This window comes from Streptomyces sp. NPDC029169 (assembly GCF_055563935.1).
The window spans coordinates 595,522-613,608 of sequence record NZ_JBVHXA010000002.1; the positions used below are offsets into that span (position 1 = coordinate 595,522).

The 18,087-nt window shown below is 69.3% G+C and carries 17 protein-coding genes, 1 rRNA gene and 1 pseudogene; 11 read left to right on the top strand and 8 right to left on the bottom strand.

The annotated features are described in order from the left end of the window. Positions 1-71 precede the first annotated feature (71 nt). The 3 genes from ACZ4VI_RS06650 to ACZ4VI_RS06660 all read right to left on the bottom strand — a co-directional run bounded on the left by ACZ4VI_RS06650 (position 72) and on the right by ACZ4VI_RS06660 (position 3,214). Positions 72-1,199: a trypsin-like serine peptidase gene (locus tag ACZ4VI_RS06650; RefSeq protein WP_467997222.1), complete on the bottom strand. Its 1,128-nt coding sequence runs from the start codon at positions 1,197-1,199 to the stop codon at positions 72-74. A gap of 54 nt (positions 1,200-1,253) precedes the next feature. Further along, positions 1,254-2,306 (bottom strand): RNA polymerase sigma factor, encoded by a 1,053-nt coding sequence (locus tag ACZ4VI_RS06655; RefSeq protein ID WP_467997224.1) that lies wholly within the window; start codon positions 2,304-2,306, stop codon positions 1,254-1,256. A 125-nt stretch (positions 2,307-2,431) separates the two neighbouring features. After that, on the bottom strand, positions 2,432-3,214 hold the full coding sequence (locus tag ACZ4VI_RS06660; protein WP_467997226.1) for an SAM-dependent methyltransferase: 783 nt from the start codon (positions 3,212-3,214) through the stop codon (positions 2,432-2,434). Between the two features lie 393 nt (positions 3,215-3,607). Here ACZ4VI_RS06660 and ACZ4VI_RS06665 point away from each other — a divergent pair, with 393 nt between their 5' ends. From ACZ4VI_RS06665 to ACZ4VI_RS06690, 6 genes are all read left to right on the top strand, one after another. Further along, a complete protein-coding gene (locus ACZ4VI_RS06665; RefSeq protein ID WP_260230621.1) occupies positions 3,608-3,916 on the top strand; it encodes a hypothetical protein in 309 nt (102 codons plus the stop codon). 104 nt (positions 3,917-4,020) lie between these two features. Then, positions 4,021-4,863, top strand: a complete 843-nt coding sequence (locus ACZ4VI_RS06670; RefSeq protein ID WP_467997228.1) for a DUF8175 domain-containg protein — start codon at positions 4,021-4,023, stop codon at positions 4,861-4,863. Continuing rightward, a complete protein-coding gene (locus ACZ4VI_RS06675) occupies positions 4,853-6,208 on the top strand; it encodes a hypothetical protein (RefSeq protein ID WP_467997229.1) in 1,356 nt (451 codons plus the stop codon). The genes ACZ4VI_RS06670 and ACZ4VI_RS06675 overlap by 11 nt, the downstream gene beginning before the upstream one ends. Continuing rightward, complete coding sequence (locus tag ACZ4VI_RS06680) at positions 6,205-7,758, top strand: SCO6880 family protein (RefSeq protein ID WP_467997230.1); 1,554 nt, start codon at positions 6,205-6,207, stop codon at positions 7,756-7,758. The genes ACZ4VI_RS06675 and ACZ4VI_RS06680 overlap by 4 nt, the downstream gene beginning before the upstream one ends. A 19-nt stretch (positions 7,759-7,777) precedes the next feature. Then, positions 7,778-9,181, top strand: coding sequence for an ATP-binding protein (locus ACZ4VI_RS06685; RefSeq protein WP_467997231.1), 1,404 nt, complete (start codon positions 7,778-7,780; stop codon positions 9,179-9,181). A gap of 1 nt (position 9,182) precedes the next feature. Beyond that, positions 9,183-10,667: a P-loop NTPase family protein gene (locus ACZ4VI_RS06690; protein ID WP_467997233.1), complete on the top strand. Its 1,485-nt coding sequence runs from the start codon at positions 9,183-9,185 to the stop codon at positions 10,665-10,667. On the opposite strand, the gene ACZ4VI_RS06695 is transcribed toward ACZ4VI_RS06690, so the two are convergent. Beyond that, positions 10,664-11,230 (bottom strand): GNAT family N-acetyltransferase, encoded by a 567-nt coding sequence (locus ACZ4VI_RS06695; protein ID WP_467997235.1) that lies wholly within the window; start codon positions 11,228-11,230, stop codon positions 10,664-10,666. The two genes, ACZ4VI_RS06690 and ACZ4VI_RS06695, sit on opposite strands and share 4 nt — an antisense overlap. Positions 11,231-11,357: 127 nt before the next feature. Between ACZ4VI_RS06695 and ACZ4VI_RS06700 the strand changes: the two genes are divergently transcribed. Genes ACZ4VI_RS06700 through ACZ4VI_RS06715 form a run of 4 tightly spaced genes read left to right on the top strand, consistent with a single transcriptional unit; the run spans position 11,358 to position 14,983 of the window. Then, positions 11,358-12,260 carry an ATP-binding cassette domain-containing protein gene (locus tag ACZ4VI_RS06700; protein WP_467997236.1) on the top strand — a complete coding sequence of 301 codons (903 nt, stop codon included), beginning with the start codon at positions 11,358-11,360 and terminating at the stop codon, positions 12,258-12,260. Then, positions 12,257-13,030 carry an ABC transporter permease gene (locus ACZ4VI_RS06705; protein WP_467997237.1) on the top strand — a complete coding sequence of 258 codons (774 nt, stop codon included), beginning with the start codon at positions 12,257-12,259 and terminating at the stop codon, positions 13,028-13,030. Before ACZ4VI_RS06700 ends, ACZ4VI_RS06705 begins: the two co-directional genes overlap by 4 nt. A gap of 10 nt (positions 13,031-13,040) precedes the next feature. Next, positions 13,041-14,261 carry a sensor histidine kinase gene (locus ACZ4VI_RS06710; protein WP_467997239.1) on the top strand — a complete coding sequence of 407 codons (1,221 nt, stop codon included), beginning with the start codon at positions 13,041-13,043 and terminating at the stop codon, positions 14,259-14,261. Further along, a complete protein-coding gene (locus ACZ4VI_RS06715; protein WP_467997241.1) occupies positions 14,258-14,983 on the top strand; it encodes a response regulator in 726 nt (241 codons plus the stop codon). The genes ACZ4VI_RS06710 and ACZ4VI_RS06715 overlap by 4 nt, the downstream gene beginning before the upstream one ends. On the opposite strand, the gene ACZ4VI_RS06720 is transcribed toward ACZ4VI_RS06715, so the two are convergent. Beyond that, entirely contained in the window at positions 14,919-15,209 is a 291-nt protein-coding gene (locus ACZ4VI_RS06720) for a Uma2 family endonuclease (protein WP_467997242.1), read from the bottom strand. The genes ACZ4VI_RS06715 and ACZ4VI_RS06720 overlap by 65 nt on opposite strands. A gap of 54 nt (positions 15,210-15,263) precedes the next feature. Then, the gene (locus tag ACZ4VI_RS06725) at positions 15,264-15,524 is read right to left on the bottom strand and encodes a hypothetical protein (RefSeq protein WP_467997244.1); all 261 of its coding nucleotides are present in this window, start codon (positions 15,522-15,524) and stop codon (positions 15,264-15,266) included. Positions 15,525-15,541: 17 nt separating this feature from the next. Here ACZ4VI_RS06725 and ACZ4VI_RS06730 point away from each other — a divergent pair. Beyond that, positions 15,542-16,288: pseudogene (locus tag ACZ4VI_RS06730) on the top strand (transposase); the annotation flags it as partial. A gap of 76 nt (positions 16,289-16,364) precedes the next feature. Here ACZ4VI_RS06730 and ACZ4VI_RS06735 read toward each other — a convergent pair. Together ACZ4VI_RS06735 and rrf are read right to left on the bottom strand one after the other, a co-directional pair. Next, positions 16,365-17,510, bottom strand: a complete 1,146-nt coding sequence (locus tag ACZ4VI_RS06735) for an SMI1/KNR4 family protein (RefSeq protein ID WP_467997245.1) — start codon at positions 17,508-17,510, stop codon at positions 16,365-16,367. Between the two features lie 335 nt (positions 17,511-17,845). Then, a 5S ribosomal RNA gene (rrf, locus tag ACZ4VI_RS06740) occupies positions 17,846-17,962 on the bottom strand. Positions 17,963-18,087 lie beyond the last annotated feature (125 nt).

An 18,087-nucleotide genomic window follows, 5' to 3' on the forward strand; every position in this document is an offset into this window, starting at 1 on the left:
GCGACGGCCGTGAACAGTGCGGCGGGCGCCCACCAGGAGGTGAACGCCCACCGCTGCTGTGCCCGTGGGCGTCAGCTGTTGATCTTGTAGATCAACGACCTCGCTTCGGAGCCGTGCTCGGAGGAGAACATGTAGTTGTCCGACCAGTTGCCTGCGCTGTCGACGTGGCGGTGGCTGTTGACGCCCACGATCTGGATGTTGCCCGAGGCCACGCCCGTGACCATGGGGCCGCCGCTGGAGCCGTGGCCCATGTCGCAGGTCAGCCGCAGCCGCTCGTCCAGCAGATCCCAGGGGCCGCCGTCCACGGTGTTGCCCCGGCAATACATCATGTACTCGCCGTCGTTGAAGTCGGAATCAGGACGGTTGTAGCCGTCGAACGGGTAGCCGAAGGAGTGCACATCGGTGTGCTCGGGCCCGTTGCTGAAGTTGTATCCGTAACCGCCGACGAAGTCCTGAAGATTGCCGAGCGCAAGGTCCTTCTTGACGATGATGGCGCCCATGTCCGATGAGTAGTGGTCGCTGTAGTCGACCCACTTCGTCGGGACCATGACCCGGTCCTGGACCCACCAGTGGAGTTGGGCGAGCTTGTTGTAGCCGGGAAGGAACACGAAGTTCTTGTAGAAGGCGCCGCCCTTGCCGCTGTGGAGGCAGTGAGCCGCCGACCATACCGCGTTCTTGGTGTCGGACACGATCACCGAGGCGCTGCAGTTGGCCGTGCCCTTGGGCGTCTCGAAGATCAGCTTCCCGGTTGCGCGGTACGGCCACGTCAGCTCGTTCGAGACACGCACGGAGCGGGACACGGTCGGTGCGGCGGCCGTCGTGGAAACCGCCTCAGGTCCGGTGCTGCCCGTGCTCGTGTCCTTCGGCGGCACCGCGTTCGCCGATACCGGCTGCGCCTCGGGGCCGGTCGTGGTGGTGCTCGTGGTGGTGCTCGTCGCGGAAGCCGGGGCCGGGTCGGCCGTCGGGGTGTCCAGCGGGTTGGCCAGGGCCGTCCTGACGCGCTCCGGAGTCCAGAAGTCGCGTATCTGCTCCGGGGTGCTGGTGGCGACCTGTTCGGTCACCACCGAGGAGGGCTCCGAACCGGAGCCGGAGACGTTCGCCGTGGCGGGGGGCGCGGTGAACACGCCGAGGCCGATGGTGGCGGCGGCGAGCGCCGCTGCTGTGCCGTGCTGGAGTCGGCGCAGGCGTCGAGACGCCATGGTCGTGCTCCTCTCACTGTGAGAAAAGTCGGGACTGACGACTCCTCTACGCGGTCAGGGCACCAGCCCCGCGCCACAGTTGAGTGATCTGGAGCACATAGCCGGAAGGAGCGTCGGGCCGACAGGCAGATCGACGACGGGTGGGAGTGCCGACGTCGGCAGGTCAGGAGCCGCGGGCACGGCCGACAGGTCCGGCAGCTCCGGCAGCTCCGGCAGCTCCTGGACCGGGTCGGCGAGCACGGTCGACGGTTCCGGAGCGGGCACGACCACCCGCGTCGTACTGCTGTCCGTACGCCGATGGGCCGTTGGTCGACTCGACGGCCGCAAGGAGCCGGGCGCCGCATCCGCCCCGGCGGAGAGGGGAAGCCCCTGTGGGTCGTCGTACCCAGCGGTGCGGGCAACCGGGCCGGACCCGCGTGGCTGCGGCGGGGCGGCCGCTCCGTCGCCCTCGGAGGGCGCCACCAGAACCAGCCCCGTGATGACCAATGTCGCCGCCATGGAGGCCAAGGCGACGGCCGACGGACCGCCTTCCGCACGTGGACGCCCGCGCCACAGTCCCACGGCGACGGCCAGTGTCCCGGCCAGCACCGCACGCAGCGTCCGCCGGGCCCTGGCCAGTAGCGACTCGACGGCCTTGCAGGTCAGGCCCATCCGCTGGGCAACCTGAGCCACGTCCAGGTTCTCCGCCTTGAGTCGCAGCGCCTCCGCCTGGCGGCCGGGCAGCTCTACGCTCTTGAGGGCGAGCCACTTCGCCTCGGCCACATCACACACGGCGTCCTCGGGGGACACAATCCCGGAGGCGGTCGGCATCGAGCGGACACGCAGGGCCACCCGGGCATCCCGGCTCAGCTGCCGGTACCGATCGACACACAACCGGATGGTGACCGATGTCAGCCAGGCGGCAAGTCGTTCGCGGTCCACGTTCGGATGTTCCGCCGCCCGGACCATTGCCTCGTGCACCGCGTCCTCGGCGTCCTCGATGCTGGCGGACCGCCTTCGTGCCACCCTCAGCAGCTGTTCACGGTGGCTCCACACCTGCTGCCAAGGGTCCACCGATCCCGCACAGGGCCGGCCGGAACTCACAGGGTCGATCGTGGGCAACCGCATGCCTCTCTCGTTGCCGCGATCAGAAACCGGGGGCGTGGTGAGAGGCCCCTGAGCGGACTCGTATGTGCGTGCGCACTATACGAGCAGAGGTGCACCGGACCACCCACCACCCCGAACCGCCGCCCTTACTTACGGGCGACCCCCGCGTACATCGCGACCTCGTCCGCCGGTGACTCCGGGCGCCACCGCGAACAGGAGACGACGCCCGGGGCCAGGAGTTCCAGGCCGTCGAAGTAGCGGGCGATCCCTTCCGGGGTGCGCTGCGTCAGCTTCGGGGTGCCGTGTTCGTTCCAGAACGCCACCGCCGCGTCGACGTCAGGCATCGCCGGGTGCTTGACCGTGTGGGACAGGACGAGGTGGCTGCCCGGTGCCAGCGCGCCCATGAGCCGACGGACGATGTCGTACGACTCCTCGTCGTCCTCGATGAAGATGACGACGCCGAGCAGCATCAGAGCCACCGGCTTGTCCAGATCCAGCGTCTTCGCCGCCTCTGCCAGGATGGTGTCGACGTCCCTCAGGTCCGCGTCCAGGTAGTCCGTCCGCCCCTCGGGCGTACCGACGAGCAGCGCCCGCGCATGCGCCAGCACCAGCGGGTCGTTGTCCACGTACACCACCCGCGAGTCGGGGGCGACGCGCTGGGCGACCTCGTGCGTGTTGTCCGCGCTCGGCAGAGCCGTACCGATGTCCAGGAACTGACGGATCCCCTCCGCCTCCGCCAGGTGCCGTACCGCCCGCCCCAGAAAGAGCCGGTCGGCCCGCGCGTAGTCGCCGATCCCGGGGTGCAGCTCCCGGATCCGGTCGCCGGCCTCCCGGTCGACGGGGTAGTTGTCCTTGCCGCCGGTCCAGTAGTTCCATATCCGGGCCGTGTGCGGCCGAGACGTGTCGATCCGCGATTCGATGTCTGTCACGGCACCAACGTAGAACACCCTCTTGCCCAACTTCCTGACCAGGCAGGCCTCTTCGGGTTCCGGACATGACCCGTCAACCACCTTCGACCCCCCAGTCGCGGACAGGCTGCTCCATTCGGGCCGATCGCCACCCGAATCGCGGCCCGAGGTGTAACAACGACAGTCATTGCCCGGAGTCACCCTCCGTGATACACAGAGTGACCATACGCTTCTTCGCATCGAAACCGGCCAGACCTCCGCAGGTCAAGACGGTCGGATCGGCCACGTGTGCGGGAATCGGGTAAAGAGAGCCGTCAAGCCGTCACACGCGAGCGGTTTCATCAGCGAAGATAGGGCGATGACCCATGCCATCCGGTAGGGGCGACGAACTACCCAACAGGGGCGGTGAGTTATATGTACCTGGCGGCCGAAGAGGGCGACATCACCACCATCATCGGTGGAATCGCTCCGAACTGGGGGCCTTTCGGGAGCCTTGGCAACGAAGCCAAGGTGATGATCGAGGTCGTGATGGCCGTGGCCATCCTGCTCTGTCTCGGCATCGCCATCTGGGGAGCGGCCAAGCAGCGTATCGGCGCGACCGCCCTCCGGGACACGTTCAGCGCGGAACAGGGCAAGGGCCTGATCGTGGCCGGCCTGACCGGCGTCTTCATCATCGGCTCGCTGGGGACGCTGTTCACAATCGTGTACGGGATGGCCGTCTAAACACCGAGGTCACGTTCCCTGATGTCCAGTCACCACACCGCGCCCGCGCGGAGACCAGCACGGCTTCTGTCGTACCCGCGAACGGTTGAGGGGGCGTACCCGTCATGAGCCTCGGCGACGACAACGACGGCTTCGGGGGCGGCATGGGCGGCTCCGGCCACACCCGTACGCGCCTCCCGGAGGGCGGCACGGGCGACCCGTACGACGGCACCCGCCGCCCGGCCCGCACCTCGCGCTCGCTCATCACGGTGGTGGGTGTGGTGGTCCTCCTGATCGCCGCGATCGCCTTCGCGAACAGAGGGGGTGCGGACGGCGAGTCGGGCGAGAAGTCCGGCTCCGCGAACCCCTCGGCCAAGCAGGCCCCAACGGCGGCGACGGGCGTCAGCCCGGTGGCGGGCAAGAACGGCGCGATCCCGATGGGCTTCGCCCAGGACGAGCAGGGAGCGCAGAGCGCGGCGACGAACTACGCGGTGGCGCTGGGTTCTGACGGGATGTTCAAGACTGACAGTCGCCACCAGATCGTGGACACGGTGTACACGCCGGAGGCGGCGGCGCGCTTGAAGGGCCCCCAGGATGCGGCGTACTCCGCCGACTTCCTCAAGAAGCTGGGCCTGGACGCGGGGGGTAACCCTCCGTCGGGCAACACCTTCGTGTCGCGGACCATCCCCGTGGGGACCAAGGTCGAGAGTTTCGACGGCAACACTGCCAAGGTGTCCGTCTGGTACACGGGCCTGATCGGCATGTCGGGACCCGGGTCGACGGACCCGGTCAGCACCACCTGGAAGACGTGGACGTTCGACCTGCGCTGGACGAACGACGACTGGAAGATCTCCACGGACACCCAGACGGACGGGCCCGCACCCGTACCGGGCGACGTCGCCGCCTCTACCGCCGACGAGATCAGCAAGGCCGTGGAGGAGTTCGGAGGCTTCACCTATGCCCGGTAGCCCTCGCCCCGTTCGCTCCGTCGTCGCGGCGCTCGTGGCCGTGCAGACGGCAGCCTTCATGTTCGCGGCCCGCGCCACCGCCGCACCGACGCCCACGCCGTCACCGAGCACGAGCAACGATCCGTGCGATCTGCTCATCGGCCCGGCCAAGGAGTACTGCACCAACGGCCAGAACGGCGGCTCCGGCGGTGGCCGCACCGCCCCCGACCCCACCGCCGCCCTGGACCCCCTCGCCTCCCTCGCCCGCGGCTGCGCCGACGCCGCCGTCGCGATCGTCGACGCGCTCTCGCAGGCCGTCAAAGAGACCGCCGACGTCGACTTCACGAACATGGCCTTCCTCGGCCGGTACGCCATCGTCTTCGCCGCCGCCACCTTCCTCACCCTCCTCCTCTGGCTCCTCGCCGTCGCCAAGCGCGCCATGCGCGGCGTGCCCCTCACCACCGCCATGTCCGAGGCCATCGGGTTCCTCTGGCTGACCGTCCTCGCCTCCGCGTTCACCCCGCTCATCCTCTACACCGTCGTCAACGCCACCGACGCCGTCACCGAGGTCATCGCCTCCGGCACAGGACAACAGACCGACGTCTTCTTCGGCAGCTTCAAGGAGGCCCTCCAGAAGGGCGACGCCATCGGCGGCGGGCCGATCATGCTGATCATCGTCTCGCTCGTCAGCATCCTCGCCGCCGGCGTGCTCTACCTCGAGCTCTTCCTGCGCGCCGTCATGCTCTACGTCGGCGCCCTCCTCGGCGTCGTCGTCTACTCCGGCCTCGTCGACAAGAACATGTGGGGGCACGTCCGCCGCTGGGCCGGGATCATGATCGCGATCATCCTCGTGAAGCCGGTCATCGTCATCGTCCTCGGCCTCGCCGGAGCGCTCTCCTCCGGGACCGGGCCCGACTCCTTCTCGGCCGTCGTCTCCGGGCTGGCGATCATCCTGCTCGCCATCTTCGCGTCCGCGATGATCTACCGCTTCGTCCCCGGCTTCGGCGACGAGGTCATCGCCTCTCGCAACAACCGCCTCCACCGCGCCGGCGAGAACGCCGCCGCCGCCGTCATCTCCTCCCCCGCCTCCCTCGTCTCCCAGGGCATCAAGACCCACAGCAGCCGCGGGGACGGCGGCAACAGCGGAAGCCAGAACGGCGGCGGCAGCGCCCCGCGCCCCGCCAACCCGCTCTCCGGTGGCGTCGCCGCGCACAGCAGCCGCGGCGGCTCCGGGGGCGCCGGGGGCGGCGGCGGATCTGTCCCCTCCGCCGCACCCCCGCCGCGTAGCAGCAGCCCGACATCGGGCACCCCGCACAGCAGCCGCAAGAACACAGGCACAGGAAGCACAGGAGGTGGAGGGCGTTGACGACCCAGTCCCAGCCGGTCGCGCCCCGCCGTACGTATCTCATCGGCCGCGCCCGGCCGAACGCGATCGTCGGCAAGAACCGCGAGACGGGCGAGATCGCCCTGATCATCGCCGGCGCGTTCCTCGGCATGATGAGCGGACTCCTCGTCCCCGCCCTCACCCTGCGGATCGTGCTGCTCGTCGGCTTCCCCGTCCTGGCGCTCGCCGCCGTGTACGTCCCGTACAAGCACCGCACCTTCTACAAATGGTTTGAAATCAACCGCAGTTACAAGCGGTCCCTCAAGCGAGGCACCGCCTACCGCTCCGCCGCCGCCGAGGCCGGCACCCGGCTCGACGGCCGCGAGGTCGAGGTCGGCCCGCCGCCCGGCATCGGCCGGATCAACTGGCTCGCCGCGCCCTTCGGCCCCGACGAGATCGCCGTCCTCCTCCACGCCGACCGCCGCACCGTCACCGCCGCCATCGAGATCGAGGGCCCCGGCGTCGGCCTGCGCGACAGCGAGGACCAGGAAGCGCTGGTGGACCGTTTCGGCACGCTCCTGAAGCACGTTGCCAACGGGGACGGCTTCGTCACCCGCCTCCAGATGCTCGCCCGCACCCTCCCCGCCGACCCCGACGCCCACGCCAAGGACGTCGCCCAGCGCGGCGACCCGCAGGCCCCCGGCTGGCTCCAGGAGTCGTACGAGCAGCTCCAGTCGATGGTCTCCACCTCCAGCGAGCAGCACCGCGCCTACCTCGTTGCCTGCATGCACTACACCCGCGAACTCGCCGCCGAGGCCAACGCCATGGCCCGCGCCGCCCGCCACACCTCCGGCGCCCGCAAGCTCGACCGCGACGCCGGCCTCGCCGTCGTCATGGCCCGCGAGCTCACCGACATCTGCGCCCGCCTCGCCGAGGCCGACATCCGCGTACGGCAGCCCCTCGGGCAGTCCCGGCTCGCGTCCCTCGTGCACTCCATGTACGACCCGGACCACCCCATCGACCACATCCAGGCCATGACGAAACGAAACGCTTGGCCCGCCGAACTCGACGCCATGGAACCCACCTACCTCCAGGCCAAGACCCGCGAGTCCTCCACCCGCGCCCCCTGGTGCCACGCCACCGCCTGGGTGAAGGAGTGGCCGATGACCCCCGTCGGCGTCAACTTCCTCGCCCCGCTCCTCGTCCACACCCCGGACGTGATCCGTACGGTCGCGGTGACCATGGACCTCGAACCCACCGAGGTCGCCATCGAGCGCATGCTCACCGAGAAGACCAACGACGAGGCCGAGGCCTCCCGCCAGGCCAAGATGAACCGCACCGTCGACCCACGCGACATCGCCGCGCACGGCCGGCTCGACCAGCGGGGTGAAGATCTCGCCAGCGGCGCCGCGGGCGTCAACCTCGTCGGGTACATCACCGTGTCGTCCCGCTCGCCCGAAGCCCTGGCCAGGGACAAGCGCACGATCAGGGCCTCCGCCGGCAAGTCGTATCTGAAGCTGGAGTGGTGCGACCGCGAGCACCACCGGGCCTTTGTGAACACCTTGCCGTTCGCGACCGGCATCCGCCGCTAGCGCCCGAAGGGGCCACCCCATGCGAGATCCACTCTCCGCCCTCACCGAAGCCTTCACCTCCTTCCTCTTCGGGAAGGTGGAGACGACCCGCCTGCCCGTCCGCACCTCCACCGGCCAGGCCCAGGCCGTCTACCTCCCGACGGCCGCCCCCGGCCTCGGCGACTCCGGCGTGATCATCGGCCGCGAGGTCTACAGCGGCAAGGGCTACATCTACGACCCCTTCCAGCTGTACGGCCAGCAGCTCCCGGCCCCCCACTGGCTGGTCCTCGGCGAGTCCGGCAACGGCAAGTCGGCCCTTGAGAAGACGTACGTGCTCCGCCAGTTGCGGTTCCGCGACCGGCAGGTCGTCGTGCTCGACGCCCAGGGCGAGGACGGCGTCGGCGAATGGAACCTCATCGCGCAGGAGCTGGGGATAACTCCCATCCGCCTCGACCCGATGGTCGCCGTCGACGCCGGCATCCGGCTCAACCCGCTCGACCCGTCGATCACCACGACCGGGCAGCTGGCCCTGCTCCGTACGATCATCGAGGTCGCGATGGGCCACGGCCTCGACGAGCGCTCCGGCTTCGCGCTCAAGGTCGCCCACGCGTACGTCGTCGAGCACATCACCGACCGCCAGCCGATCCTCACCGACATCGTGGAGCAGCTCCGGCACCCGGAGGCGGAGTCGGCGGAGGCGATGAACGTCGACATAGACGACGTACGCGCCTGGGGTCTGGACGTGGCGCTCGTCCTGGACCGGCTGGTCGACGGCGACCTGCGCGGGATGTTCGACGGCCCGACGACCGTCGGCATCGACCTCGACGCGCCGCTGATCGTCTTCGACCTGTCCCACATCGACCGCAACTCCATCGCCATGCCCATCCTCATGGCGATCGTCGGCGTGTGGCTGGAGCACACCTGGATCCGCCCCGACCGGAAGAAGCGCATCTTCCTGGTCGAGGAGGCCTGGCACATCATCAACAGCCCGTTCGTGGCACAGCTGTTCCAGCGGCTGCTCAAGTTCGGGCGCCGGCTCGGCCTGTCCTTCGTCGCGGTCGTCCACCACCTCTCGGACGTCGTGGACGGGGCGGCGGCCCGGGAGGCCGCGGCGATCCTCAAGATGGCCTCCACCCGCACCATTTATGCCCAGAAAGCCGACGAGGCGAGGGCGACGGGACGGGTGCTCGGCCTGCCACGGTGGGCGGTCGAGATCATCCCGACCCTCACGCCCGGTATCGCCGTCTGGGACGTCAACGGCAATGTGCAGGTGGTCAAACACCTCATCACCGAGAAGGAGCGACCGCTCGTCTACACCGACCGCGCCATGACGGAGTCGTCCGTCGACCCGTCCGTCGACCCGGAACTGGAATGGGAGACGGAACAGCGCGCGGCCCTCATCGAGCAGCAGCTGAACGACCCGTCACGGTCCACGGTGGCGTGAGATGAGCACGAAGTCTCAGGGGTCTCGGGAGCGGCAGCAAGGGGGGATCCCCGACGGGCTCGTACTCGCCCTGGTCGGCATCCCCGTCGGCCTGACGGTGCTCGTGTGGACGGCGACCGGCCTGGCGGCCCTCCTCGCGAAGGGCGCCTGGCCGGAGGGGGTCGCCTTCACCCGTACCCCCATGGCCGTCCGCGCCCTGCTCGGCCGGCCGCAGGACCTGGCGGGCGCGTGGCCGGACACCCCAGCGGCCGAACTGTCGGGGTACGGGCTGTTCTGGGGGCTGCTCATCGGCGAGCTGATGGTGCTGGTGGTGCTGGTGGTGTTCGTGGTGGGGACGCTGGCGCGCTGGAGGACGGTACGGGCGGGGAGGCGTCGCGTTCCGTCGTACGGTACGAGGGCGGCCACGCGGGCTCCGAAGGCGGAAGCCGAGGCGGAGGAGGCGGAGGCCGAGGCGGAGGAGGCGGCGGAGGCGAAGGCCCCACCCGCTCCCCGGAAGCCCCCGAAAGAGACGGCCACCCCTCAAGCCCCGGAGGCCCCTGAGACTCCTGAGACTCCTGAGGCCTCCGCCGGAATCGTCTACGGCACCCCCGCCACCCGCCGCCCCGCCGCCGTCCAGGCCGTCCAGGACGCCGAAGGCCCCGTCCTCGTCGTCACGTCCGACCCCACCCTCTGGGCCGACACCAAAGACGCCCGCGCCAAACTCGGCCCCGTCCTCGTCTACGACCCCGGGCACCTCTGCGACACCCCCGCCCGCCTCCACTGGTCCCCGTCCGCCGGCTGCGAGGACCCGGCCACGGCCCAGGAACGGGCGGTCGCCCTCCTCGCCCCCGTACGCCCGCCGTCCCGCCTGGACGCCGCCGTCGCCGACACCGCCGAAACGCTCCTGCGCTGCTGGCTGCACGCCGCCGCCCTGGACGACCGCGCCTTCAAGCAGGTCCACCGCTGGGCCCAGGGCATGGGCGCCCACGAACCCGTACGGATCCTCCGCACGCACCCCAAGGCCGCCGCGGGCCACGCCGGACTCCTGGAGTCCGCGCTCACCGCGCATCCCGAACGGCGCGACATGGCCCAGGAGCTGACGGCCCGTACGCTCTCCGCGCTCTCCTCGGTCCACATCAGGGATGCCTGCACCCCAAATCGAACTGATTCGCTGTCGCTGGAATCTTTCGTCGCCGAAGGGGGCACGCTCTATGTGGTCGGTGAAGCCATCGAGGACCCGCGCACCCGCCCCGGCGCGATGCCTCTGCTCACCGCCCTCGCCGCAAGCGTGGTCGAGCACGGCCGCCGCATGGCCGCACGGTCATCCGACGGTCGGCTCGACCCACCACTGACGCTCGTCCTCGACGACGTCGCCGCCGTGGCTCCCCTTCCCCGGCTCCCGGAGCTGCTGGCAGGCGGCCAGGACCAGGGACTCCCGACCCTGGTCCTGCTCCGCTCCCGGGAACAGGCCCGCGCCCGCTGGCCGGAGGCGTCCCTCAGCCCCTAGTTGCCCACGGGCCGCAGGATCTCGTACTCCACCTCGCACGCCGTGTCGTCCCCCGCGATCGCCACCGTCTCCCCCGTCGCGACGAACCCGAACCGCCGGTAGAAGGCGGCGGCCCGCGCGTTGTCCTCGTGGACGTACAGCCGCACCCGCCGGATCTCCGGCTCCGGCAGCGACCAGGACCACTCCACACCGGCCCGGAACAGCGCGTCGATCACACCCGTACCACGCGCCTCCGGCCGCACGTACACGCCCACGATGTGCGTCTGGTCGATCTTCGCCGGCTCCCCGAACCGCACCTCCTCCGACGGCCGCTCCACCAGCAGCGAGATCGTGCCCACCCAGCTCCCGTCCGCGGCCTCGGCCACGAACTGCCGGACGCTCGTCCCGCTCTCGGAAGCGCCCTCCGCCCGCTCCCGCCAGTAGGACTCGGGCCGCTTCACGGCGTCCTCGTACGTGTCCAGGAAGGCGATGTGCGCCACGGGGTCCTGGAGGGCGGCGAGCCGGATGTCCCGCGTCTGCTCCCACTCGTCGGCGCGGATGGTACGTATCAGATAGTCGTCCATCCCCCGATCCTCCCCGCCACTCCCCACCCCCGACAAACCCTTTCTCGTACCCCGGTACTACGCCCCACCACCGCTTCCCGCCCACGGTCGGACGATCCCCCGCCCCCCGCTCCGTAGCGTCGTGGACATGATCCGAGCTCACGAACTCACCAAGCGGTACGGAGCCAGGACCGTCGTCCAGGACCTCAGCTTCACCGTCCACCCGGGCACGGTCACCGGCTTCCTCGGCCCCAACGGCGCCGGAAAGTCCACCACCCTGCGCATGCTCGTCGGCCTCGACGCCCCCACCCGCGGCCGCTCCACCATCGGCGGCCGCGCCTACGCCACGCACCCCGCACCCCTCACCCAGGTCGGCGCTCTCCTGGAAGCCCGCTCGCTCCACCCCGGCCGCAGCGCCTTCCACCACCTCATGGCACTGGCCCACACCCACGGCATCCCACGCTCCCGCGTCGAACACGTCCTCGGCCTCACCGGCCTCACCGAGGTCGCCCGCCGCCGGGTCAAGGGCTTCTCCCTCGGCATGGGCCAGCGCCTCGGCATCGCCGCCGCGCTCCTCGGCGACCCGGCCACCGTCGTCCTCGACGAGCCCGTGAACGGCCTCGACCCCGAGGGCGTGCTGTGGATCCGTACGCTGCTCAAGTCCCTTGCCGCCGAGGGCCGTACGGTCCTCGTCTCGTCCCATCTGATGAGCGAGATGGCACTGACGGCCGACCACCTCATCGTCATCGGCAAGGGCCGGCTCCTCGCGGACACGACCGTCGACGCGCTCGTACGGGAGTCCGGCGGCGCCTCGGTCAAGGTCGTCACCCCGGACCCGGCGCGGCTGCGCGCGTTGCTCCCAGAGGCCCGCATCACCGAGGAGTCCCCCGACACCCTCCGTATCACCGGCATGGACTCCGTACAGATCGGTCGCACCGCCGCCACTCACGGCATCCCCCTCCACGAACTCACCCCGCAGACCGCCTCGCTGGAGCAGGCGTTCATGGACCTCACCCACGACTCGGTCGAATACCAGGGAGCAGCCGCGTGACCACCGCGTACAAAGTCACCCCCACCCGCGTCCTGCGCTCCGAATGGCACAAGCTGTGGACGGTCCGCTCGACCTGGATCACCGTCCTCACCTCGGTCGCCTTCCTCCTCGGCGTCGGCATCCTCATGGGCGCCACCTACACCGCCGACGGCGGCGACTCCGACGTCGACACGATCGTCCTCACCCTCTACGGCTCCCAGCTCGGCGGTATCTGCCTCGCCGTCCTCGGGATCCTGGTCACAGCGGGCGAGTACTCGACCGGCCTGATCAGAGCCTCACTGACCGCCGTACCGCGCCGGCTCCCCATCCTGTGGGCGAAGGCCACGGTCTTCACGGCGGTCGTCTTCACGGTCTCCTTCGTGGCCGCCCTGATCACCTTCCTCACCGCGCAGATCTTCCTCTCCGACACCGACCAGGCGGCCTCCCTCGCCGACGACGGCGTCCTCGCCGCCATCGTGGGCAACGCCGCCGGAGTCACCCTGCTCAGCCTCATCGCCCTGGGTCTCGGCGCCGCGCTGCGCTCGGTGCCGGGCGCCATCGGCGCCTTCATCGGCGGCGTGCTGATCCTGCCGGAGGTCCTCGGCATGCTCCCGTACGATGCCGTCGAGACCGCGATCCGGTACTTCCCCACCCAGGCGGCCGGCGTCCTCGGCTCCGCCGACCCGATGTCGAACGCGGCCTCCCCCGGCGGCGCACTGCTCGCCCTGTGCCTGTGGGCGGCCGCATCCTTGATCGTCCCGGCGCTGTTCCTCAAGCGGCGGGACGTATGAGGATGACCGGGTGACCACGGACAAGCCTGATGTCGGGGAGGCGCTCAGCCGGTACCTCCAGCGGCAGACCCAGCGCGTACGGGCCTTCGACGCGCGCCGCCCCTGGGTCTGGGACATCCTGCTCACCGCCTTCTGGACGGGGGTGGCCCTGGTCGACGCGGCGGGCGGCTGGCGGAACATCGCCCGCAACCCGTCCGTCCCGGTCTGGCTGGTCGTCGCCATGACCCTGACGCTCTCGGTCCCGCTGCTGGGGCGCCGCCGCCGGCCCATGGCCGTCCTCGCCGTGATGGCCTGCGCCTCACTCGTCAGCAACTGGACCGGGGCCTTCCTCCAGGCCGGCTTCCTCCAGTCCATCGCCGTCTTCGGCATCGCTCTGCGGCTGCGCCTGCGTACGCTCCTGTGGACGCTCGCACTGATCACCCCACCGATGGTGGTGGGCGCGATCCGCTACCCCGTGGGCAGTTGGGACCAGCAGATCGTCCCCACCCTGTGGGCGTACGCGATGGTCGCGCTCCTCGGCATCGCGGTCCGCTCCCGCAAGGACTACACGGCCGCCCTCGTCGACCGGGCCCGGCGCCTCGAAGTCGAGCGCGACCAGCAGGCCCAGCTGGCGGCGGCGGCCGAACGCACCCGGATCGCCCGCGAGATGCACGACATCATCGGCCACAATCTCTCCGTCATCACCGGCCTCGCGGACGGCGGCCGGTACGCGGCGGCCAAGAGCCCCGAGCAGGCCGCCCAGGCCCTCGACGCCATCGGCACCACCAGCCGCCAGGCACTCGCCGAACTCCGCCGCCTCCTGCGCGGCGAGGCCGTACGTGATCCCCAGCCCACGCTCGCCGACCTGGACGAGCTGATCGCCGGGGTACGGACGGCGGGGCTTTCCGTACGCCTGGAGATCCGCGATAAGCCCGCACCCGAGGCCCAAACCCTGGCGACGGGCGCACAGCTGACGGTCTACCGGATCGTCCAGGAAGCCCTGACGAACACCCTCAAGCACGCGGGCCCCGGGGCCGAGTCCTCCGTCCTCCTGTCGTACGGCCCAGAGGAGCTGACGCTCGAAGTGACGGACACGGGCGGCCCGGGGAACGACACCATCGGCACCGGGCAGGGAGTTACGGGCATGCGCGAGCGAGCCGCCCTCTATGACGGCACACTCGAAGCGGGCGCGCTGCCGACCGGCGGCTGGCGTGTACGACTCCGACTCCCCCTGGAGGATTCCCCCTCGTGACGACGGTGCTCATCGCGGACGACCAGCCGATGCAACGCTTCGGCTTCCGCATGCTGTTGGAGAGCCAGGACGACATGACGGTGGTCGGCGAGGCGTCGAACGGCACCGAGGCGATCCGCCTGGTGGACCGGCATCACCCCGATGTCGTCCTGATGGACATCCGGATGCCGGGCCTCGACGGCATCGAGGCCACACGCCGCATCGTCGCCGCGGGCGCCCGAACCCGCGTCCTGATCATCACGACCTTCGACCTCGACGAGTACGCCTACGACGGCCTCCACGCCGGCGCCAGCGGCTTCCTCGTCAAGGACGCCCAGCCGGAGGAGCTGCTGTCCGGCATCCGCGCGGTCGCGAGCGGCGACGCGGTGGTGGCCCCGAGCCTGACCCGCCGCCTCCTGGACGCGTACATCCACCACCTCCCGACCACCGCCGGCCCGCCCCGGGAGGATCCCCGCCTGTCGACCCTCACGGACCGGGAACGCGAGATCCTCACGGTCATCGCCCAGGGCTGGACGAACACAGAGATCGCCGAACGCCTCCACCTGGCGGAATCGACGGTGAAGACCCACGTGAGCCGCATCCTCGCCAAAACACGCGCCCGCGACCGAGTCCAGGCGGTCATCCTGGCCTACGACACGGGCCTGGTGACCCCTGGCGTCAGTGGTACGGATTCAGCCGTGTCAGATCGAGATCGAACCCGAAGGGCTCCGGGATGCGGATGATCTCCCCGAACTTCCGGTCGGTCCGGGTGTGGTACCTGTCGTGGTTCGGTTCGGAGAACAGAGTGGCCGTGGAGTCACGGGCATCGACGATCAGGTACAGCGGAATCCGCATCACGGCGTAGTCGGACAGCTTGGCCACCCAGTCGTTCTCCGGGTTCGAGGGCGAGACGATCTCGACAGCGATCAGCGCCAGATCCGCCGTGGCCGTGTTCCCCTCCTCCTCCATGATCTCCTCAAGCAGGTAGGTGAGGTCCGGGTTACGGAGCTTCGCCGTGTACGGCTATCCGAGGTTCGTGTTCTCCGTCGGCACACAGCCGCTCGGGCTGTGGGCGTCGAACTGCCGTCGCAGATGGAACAAGTTGCGCTGGTGGATCATCGTCGGCACGGCCTGCATGATGATCGTGCCGTCGCTGTACTCCACCTTCACGCCCTTGGGGGCGATCCACTGAGCTTCTTCGAGTTGGCCACCGATCGGGTGATGGGCCGTGAAGCGCAACGAAGCCCCCGAGCTGTTGATCGAGATGTCTGACGTCTCAATCACGTTGCTCGGGGGCCTCGTTGGTCATCCATCCTGCAGCACTCGACCTGCCGCATGCGCTCGTGGAGTGGGTCACCATGCTGGTTGTCACCCGTGAGGGCGACCGGCGCTGCAAGCTCCGTCCGTCTCAGCGGGCGATGGTGGCACTGGTGTACCTACGAGAGCACACCACTCTTGCGAAGATCGCCGCCGGGTTCGGCATCAGCGAGTCCACCGCCCACGCCTACACCAGCACGGTCGTCGACCTGCTTGCCGAACGAGCACCGGGTCTGCTCAAGACGCTGCGCGAGCACGATCCCGACTTCATCCTGCTCGACGGCACCCTCGCCGAGTGCGACCGGGTCGGCGACGGCCGGGCCGACTACTCCCACGAACACCGGCGCCACGGCGTGAACGTGCAGGTCGTCACCGACCCCGGAGGCCGGCTGCTGTGGCTCTCGCCCGCCCTGCCGGGCCGCACACACGACCTGACCGCCGCCCGCACCCACCGGATCATCCGGATCTGCGAGCGCCAGGGCGTTCCCATTCTGGCCGATCTCGCCTACCAAGGTGGCGGACCGTGGCTGACGACCGGCATCAAACGCAAGCCACTCCAGGAACTCACTCCCACCGAAAAGACCCTCAACCGGGCGCTGGCCGCAGCACGAGCGCCCGTTGAACGCGGTGTCGCGATCCTGAAGTCCTGGCGGATCTTCCGCAGGTCCCGGTGCAGCCCGAACCGCATGACGTCAATCGTCAAGGCCATCCTCACGTTGGAGCGGCAGCGCTGGAGAAGCTCAGTGAGCGCTTCGTCTGGCGATGACCGCCGCATGAAGCGCTCACGCGGAACCGAAACCCCTGGGGTCAGTCCTGATCTTGGGTGTACTGAGCCGCGTACCAACTGGAGTCGATGGCGGGGTTGCGCAGCGCCCCCCAAAATCGGTCGTCAGGTATCGGTGGCAGTGGCGGATTGCCCAAGTCCGCATGCAGATCCGCACGCCAGTCGAGAGTGAAGTGGCTCCGGGTCTCCGCGCTCTCGCACACGGATCTATAGGGGGATCCCCAGAGCCCGAGGGCCATCTTCTCCGCGGCCCACCTGCGAGTGACGTCTCGGCCGGTGTCAGCCTGTGCGAGCACCGCGCGGAGTCGCAAGGCGAGCGGGCCGGTTTGGTCCGGCCGCGGTAGGGCCACACCACGCTCCCACGCGTCCAGGGCTGCCTTGACCTCCGGGTAGTTGTTCAGCCCCGTTTCGACCGCCAGTCTGCGCAGCTGCTTCCGCGCGGCCTCAACCACCTGCTCATACGGCAGGACTGCGATCAGTGCACCGAGTTCCTCATGTCCGTCCAGGTGGCTCACGTGGAGGAGGTCGGTGGGATTGTGGGACAGGTCCAGCTCTGGCAGCTGCTCATCCGGTGCGGGAAGGGGCTCGTCGGCACTGCACTCCGGCCTGGCAGGCAGAGGCGCCTCCCAGAACAGTCGGCCGTTGAAGGTGACGACACCAGCCTCCTGGCCGCACTCAAGCGTGTCGGCCAGTTCGGCCAGATACCCACCCAGCGAGTCGGCCTGCCCAAATCTGGTGCCGGTCTCGTCGAAGAACCGTCCGATCGCACCGAAGGAGTCCCGCTCAGTACGGCAATCCATCAGAAGACCGTCCGACGTCACGTCGTAAGAACCGAACTTCACGTAGTCGTGAAGCCAGTAGCCCTCGGTCTCCCCGTCGAGGCCCTGGTCGATGCCGCGCATGAACGCGGTGTCCCCGAGGATTCCGCTCACTCCGAGCAGCCGGTCGCCCGTACTGAACCGGAAAGCCTCAGGTCCCTCCAGCGCCCCGTTGTGCCGTTGGAGTGAAGCGACCAGGTCCGGAGGAAAGGTGACCCCCAGTTCCTGTTGCGCTGCTGCGATCTCCTCGTCTCCTGCGGGCGGCCGAAGCGTGGCAAAAGTGCGGGGCGCGTGCTCGCGCAGCCACGCGCCGATGCGAGTCCATGAGTCCTGGACCAGGTCTGATGTCATAAGGCCGACCTTAGAGCCAGCGGCTGACAACAGCTTGATCGTCGCTCACCGGCCTTGCCGCCGGGTTGGCGTTCAGGCCGGCAAGCTCGAGTGGACCCTTGTCCCGGCTCACCAAGCTGCTGGCACCGGACGGTGCAGCCGCCCACTCGACACTGAAGCGCTCAGTCGCATTCACCCGATCGGTGGCCAACTCGAAGAAGCTCGCTGAGCTTCTTCGAGGAGGGGCAGGTGCTGCGGCTTGATGGTCACGGTGTCCTCCAGAGGGTCCCCGAGCCAACGTATCGGAACGCAGAAAAGCCCCGCACCAGAAGGTGCGGGGCTTTCCCACAATGATTGTTCGGCGGCGTCCTACTCTCCCACAGGGTCCCCCCTGCAGTACCATCGGCGCTGAAAGGCTTAGCTTCCGGGTTCGGAATGTAACCGGGCGTTTCCCTAACGCTATGACCACCGAAACACTATGAAGTTGGAACTCCAGCCGGCAAGGCGAGTTCGTTACTTCAGAACTAACACAGTGGACGCGAGCAACTGAGGACAAGCCCTCGGCCTATTAGTACCGGTCAGCTCCACCCATTACTGG